The 4,796-nt window shown below is 65.8% G+C and carries 4 protein-coding genes; 3 read left to right on the top strand and 1 reads right to left on the bottom strand.

The genetic code is table 11. The features are described from left to right. The first annotated feature begins 15 nt into the window (after positions 1–15). Positions 16–1,119, top strand: a complete 1,104-nt coding sequence (locus EOA28_RS25330) for an AbrB family transcriptional regulator (protein WP_127252871.1) — start codon at positions 16–18, stop codon at positions 1,117–1,119. A gap of 49 nt (positions 1,120–1,168) precedes the next feature. Further along, positions 1,169–1,921, top strand: a complete 753-nt coding sequence (locus EOA28_RS25325) for an SDR family NAD(P)-dependent oxidoreductase (protein ID WP_127252874.1) — start codon at positions 1,169–1,171, stop codon at positions 1,919–1,921. A 16-nt stretch (positions 1,922–1,937) separates the two neighbouring features. On the opposite strand, the gene EOA28_RS25320 is transcribed toward EOA28_RS25325, so the two are convergent. After that, the gene (locus EOA28_RS25320) at positions 1,938–2,825 is read right to left on the bottom strand and encodes a LysR family transcriptional regulator (RefSeq protein WP_127252872.1); all 888 of its coding nucleotides are present in this window, start codon (positions 2,823–2,825) and stop codon (positions 1,938–1,940) included. 144 nt (positions 2,826–2,969) lie between these two features. Between EOA28_RS25320 and EOA28_RS25315 the strand changes: the two genes are divergently transcribed. Continuing rightward, a complete protein-coding gene (locus tag EOA28_RS25315; protein ID WP_127386084.1) occupies positions 2,970–4,505 on the top strand; it encodes an MFS transporter in 1,536 nt (511 codons plus the stop codon). Positions 4,506–4,796: the final 291 nt, after the last annotated feature.

Here is a 4,796-nt window from a genome sequence, read left to right as displayed (position 1 = left end):
GTCTAAGAGCCGGATATGGACTCCTCGCCAGAGCAACCATCCCAGGACCACGCACCCATCGACCGCACGGCGCGCCTGCGCCCGCCACGGCAATGGCTGGTGCTTTTGGTGTTCTCGCTGCTCTTCGCCGGCGCGTTGGAACTCGCCGCCCTGCCGGCGGCGCTGCTGATCGGCCCTATGCTTGCCGCCATCCTCGCCGGCACCAACGGCGCCACGGTGCGCGTGCCCCGTCCGCTTTTCGCGTCGGCCCAGGCGATCGTCGGCTGCCTGGTGGCGAATTCGATCTCCGCCGACATCTTTTCGGCCTTTTACAAGGAATGGCCGCTTTTCCTCGGTGTGGTGATAGCAACCGTTACCGCCTCCAGCCTGCTCGGCTGGCTGATCAGCCGCTGGCGCATCCTGCCCGGCACCACGGCGGTCTGGGGCTCCTCGCCCGGCGCCGCCACGGCCATGGTGCTGATGGCTGGCGCCTTTGGCGCCGACCAGCGTCTCGTCGCCTTCATGCAATATCTGCGCGTCATCTTCGTCTCGATGACGGCCGCGCTCGTTGCCAGGATGTGGGTCGACACATCCGGCGTCGAGGTGCCGCCCATCGTCTGGTTTCCGCCGATCGATGCCTTGGCCTTCGCCGCCACCATCGGCATCGCGGTCATAGGCGGCCTGGCCGGAAAGCTGGTCAGGCTGCCCTCGCCGTTCTTTCTCGGCACCTTCATTTTCGGCGCGGTGATCCATCTCGGCCTCGGCGTGCCGATGCAGTTGCCGCCTTGGCTGCTGGCGATCAGCTACGCCATAGTCGGCTGGTCGATCGGGTTGAACTTCACGCGTCCGATCCTGCGCCACGCGGCGCGCGCCCTGCCGCAGATCATCGGCTCGATCGTCGCGCTGATCGCCTTTTGCGGCGGCATGGCCTTCGTCATCAGCCGCCTGCTTGGCATCGATCCGCTGACCGCCTATCTGGCGACCAGCCCGGGCGGCATGGACAGCGTCGCCATCATCGCCGCCGCGGCGCGCAACGTCGATATCTCCTTCGTCATGGCCTTGCAGTCAGCGCGCTTCCTGGTCGTGCTGCTCATTGGGCCAAGCGTAGCCAGGCTGGTGGCGCGAAACGTGAGGGCCTGATCCGCGCTATTGCAAGGTGGGAGCGAGGAAAATGCCCATGAACCGTCGTGTGAATGCCGTCGATCTTTCCGGCCGCGTCGCCGTGGTGACCGGCGGCGCGCAAGGCATCGGCCTTGCAGTCGCGCGACGCTTGTTGTCGTCGGGCGCCGGCGTGGCCATCTGGGACATCGACCAGGCCGCAATGGCCAAGGCCGTAGCCGAACTCGCATCGCTCGGCCGGCTCGAGGCCATCCTTTGCGACCAGTCGCAGATCGAATCCGTCGATCGCGCCGCCGCCGAGACCGAGCAGATGCTTGGCCCCGTCGATCTTCTCGTCAACAATGCCGGCATTGCCGGGCCGGCGGCCACCGTGGTCGACTACGATCCCGCCGTCTGGCGCCAGATCGTTGATATCGACCTCAACGGCGTCTTCTATTGCTGCAAGCGCCTGGTGCCCGGCATGGTCGCGCGCAATTACGGCCGCATCGTCAACATCTCCTCGGTGGCCGGCAAGGAGGGCAATCCCAACGCCGCCGCCTATTCGGCCGCCAAGGCCGGCGTGCTGGCGCTGACCAAATCGCTCGGCAAGGAGCTCGCCGGATACGACATAGCCGTCAACGCGCTGACGCCCTCGCCCACCCGCACCCGCATTCTGGAGCAGCTCACCGAGGCCCAGGTCGCCTACATGCTCGGCAAGGTGCCGCGCGGCCGTTTCGTCGAGGTCGAGGAGGCGGCCGCCATGATCGCCTTCATGCTGTCGGACGAGAACTCCTTCACCACCGGCGCCACCTTCGACCTCTCGGGCGGTCGCACCACCTACTGACCACCCCGCGGGGGACCTATCGCCCGGCAGCAAGCCGCTCGGGCAGGAAATCGACGAAGACGCGGACCTTCGGCGAAAGGTGGCGATTGGATGGCCACAGCATGCGGAACTGGCCGCGGCCGTCGACATGTTCGTCGAGCACGGTCCGCAGCCTTCCGTCGTGCAGCGCCTCCCGCACCAGGAAATCGGGCATGCAGGCGATGCCGAGACCGGCAAGCGTCGCGCCCTTCAATGCCTCCATGTTGTTGCAGGTCAGCATCGAGCGTATCTGCGGCGCGGCGCTTCCGGTGATGAACGGCCATTGCAGCAGCCTGCCGCTGTTGAGGAAACGGAAATGGATGCCGAAATGCGTTGCCAGATCCGCCGGCGTGCCAGGCGTACCATGCCGATCGAGATAGGACGAGGCCGCGCACAGGATCATGCGAAAGGGCGCGACCGGCCTCGACACCAACCGTGAATCGGGCAGCTCGCCGCTGCGGATCGCGACGTCGATGCCCTCTTCGATGACGTCGACGATGCGATCGTTGAAATCGATATCGAGCTCGATTTCCGGGTATCGCGCCATGAATTCCGACAGCACCGGCAACAGCATGTGATAGGTGACGATCGGGGTGGAGATACGCAGCCGCCCGTGCGGCGTCTCGCGTGTCCGTGACAGCATCGCCTCGGCGTCGTCGATGTCGTCGAGGATGCGGCGCACCCGCTCATTGAACAGCTTGCCCTCCTCGGTCAGGCCGATGCGCCGGGTGCTGCGCTGCAGGAGCCGCACGCCGAGCTCCTGCTCGAGCCGGGCGACGCTCTTGCCGACGGCGGAAGCGGAGATGCCGAGCGCTCGCCCCGCGCTTACGAAACTGCCGAATTCGGCGGTGCGGGCAAAGGCAAGAAGGCCGTTGAGACGATCCATCGCTTGAATCCATTCGAGCGTTTCATTCCGGTATGAATGGAGATTTAATACTATTTTGCCGGAAATGTCCCTGCCCTATCTTTGGCTGCGATCGGCGACGCGAGTCAGCGCGAGCCGGCAATTCCTCCTCGGATAGGAAAATCCATGACTTTGATGACCAGAACCGGCCCCGCCGGCAGATGGCTTGTGCTGCTGTCGGTCTGCCTTGCCGCCATGACGATGCCGTTGAGCTTTACCGGCCCCGCCGTGGCGCTTTCTCGCATTGCCGCCGATCTCGGCGGCAGTCCGCTCGCGCTCAATTGGGTGACCAATGCCTTCATGCTGACCTTCGGCGCCGGCCTGATGGCGGCCGGGGCATTGGCCGACAACCATGGCCGCAAGCGGATTTTTCTCGCCGGCCTCGCTGTCTACCTCCTTGCCGCGCTGGGCTGCATGCTGGCGCCGGATATCGTCTGGTTCGATATGTTCCGCGCCTTGCAAGGCATAGGCGGTGCCGCCGCCTTCGCCGGCGGTGCCTCAGCACTTGCCCAGGAATTCGACGGGCAATCGCGGCTGCGCGCCTTCAGTTTTCTCGGCACCAGCTTCGGCATCGGGCTAGCCTTCGGCCCTGTCGCCTCCGGCCTGCTCATCGATACATTCGGCTGGCGCGCGATCTTCCTTCTGGTGGCGGCGCTTGGCGTTGCCGCGGCCGCGCTGGGCCTGCGCACCGTCACCGAATCACGCGATCCTGACGCAACCGGGCTCGACTGGGCCGGCGCCGGCACCTTCACCATCGCGCTTGCCGCGCTGACTTATGGCGTGCTGCAGGCGCCTCAAAGCGGCTGGGCCGATCCCTTCGTTCTCGCGCTCCTAGGCATCGCTGCCGTGGGCTTTGCCGCCTTCGTCATTGTCGAGCGGCGCGTGCGCCGGCCGATGCTGGACCTGACGCTGTTCCGCTTCCCGCGTTTCGTCGGCGTCCAGTTCCTGGCCGCGGCACCCGCCTATGCCTTCGTCGTCCTGCTCGTGCTCCTGCCGAGCCGATTCATCGGCATCGAGGGGATGAGCGAGATCAAGGCGGGGCAGTTGATGATCTGCCTCTCCGGCCCGCTGCTGATCCTGCCGTTGCTCGCCGGCCAGGCGGCGCGCTGGATCGCGCCCGCCACAATCTGCGGCGTTGGCCTCCTCGTCGCAGCGGCCGGCCTTGTCTGGCTCAGCCGCGTGCCTGCGGCGGACGGCGCACTTGTGGCCCCGCTGGTCCTGATCGGCATCGGCATCGCCCTGCCCTGGGGGCTGATGGACGGACTGGCGGTCAGCGTCGTGCCGAAGGAGCGCGCCGGCATGGCGGTCGGCATCTTCAACACCACCCGCGTCGCCAGCGAGGGCGTGGCCCTGGCGATCGTGATGGCGGTCTTGTCGGGTTTCACGGCCACGCAGCTCGGCGCTCAAGGACTGGCCTCGCCTGCCGAAGCGGTCGCAGCAGCGCAGTTGCTGGCAACCGGCAATATCAGCGAACCGGTGCAACATCTGCACTTGGCCGACGCCAGCGCCCTGATCCAAGCTTACGAGACGGCCTTCGACCGGCTGCTCATCGTGCTGGCGACGATCACCATGCTTACCGCCATCGTCGTCTTCCTCGGCCTGCGTCGCGGATCGGCGCCGGAGCAAGACATCGCTCCTCTCCCGGCCTGCCAGGAAGGCTGACGCGGCGTGACGCCATCAAGTTCGAGGAGGCATCAAAAAAATACTTGACTCCCATACTCATATTTGAGAGCGCGGAGGCGTGATCAAATATGAGTATTGGAGACAGGTTAATGCCGAAGCGGTCGAGGACGTGGCGCCGGGGATTATCATTGCTGGCGGGCAGCGCCATCCTCGGCCATGTCTGGCCGGCACTTGCCCAGGACGGCGGCGACGCCACCGTTCTCGACAGGATCGAGGTGACCGCCGAGAGCAACGAGATCCTGAAGCAGGACGGCTATGTCGCCAAGAAGG

The organism is Mesorhizobium sp. M2A.F.Ca.ET.067.02.1.1 (genome assembly GCF_004023285.1).
Taxonomy (GTDB): domain Bacteria; phylum Pseudomonadota; class Alphaproteobacteria; order Rhizobiales; family Rhizobiaceae; genus Mesorhizobium.
The sequence above is the reverse complement of the archived record's forward strand: the minus strand, read 5'-3'. Positions and strand labels throughout refer to the sequence as shown.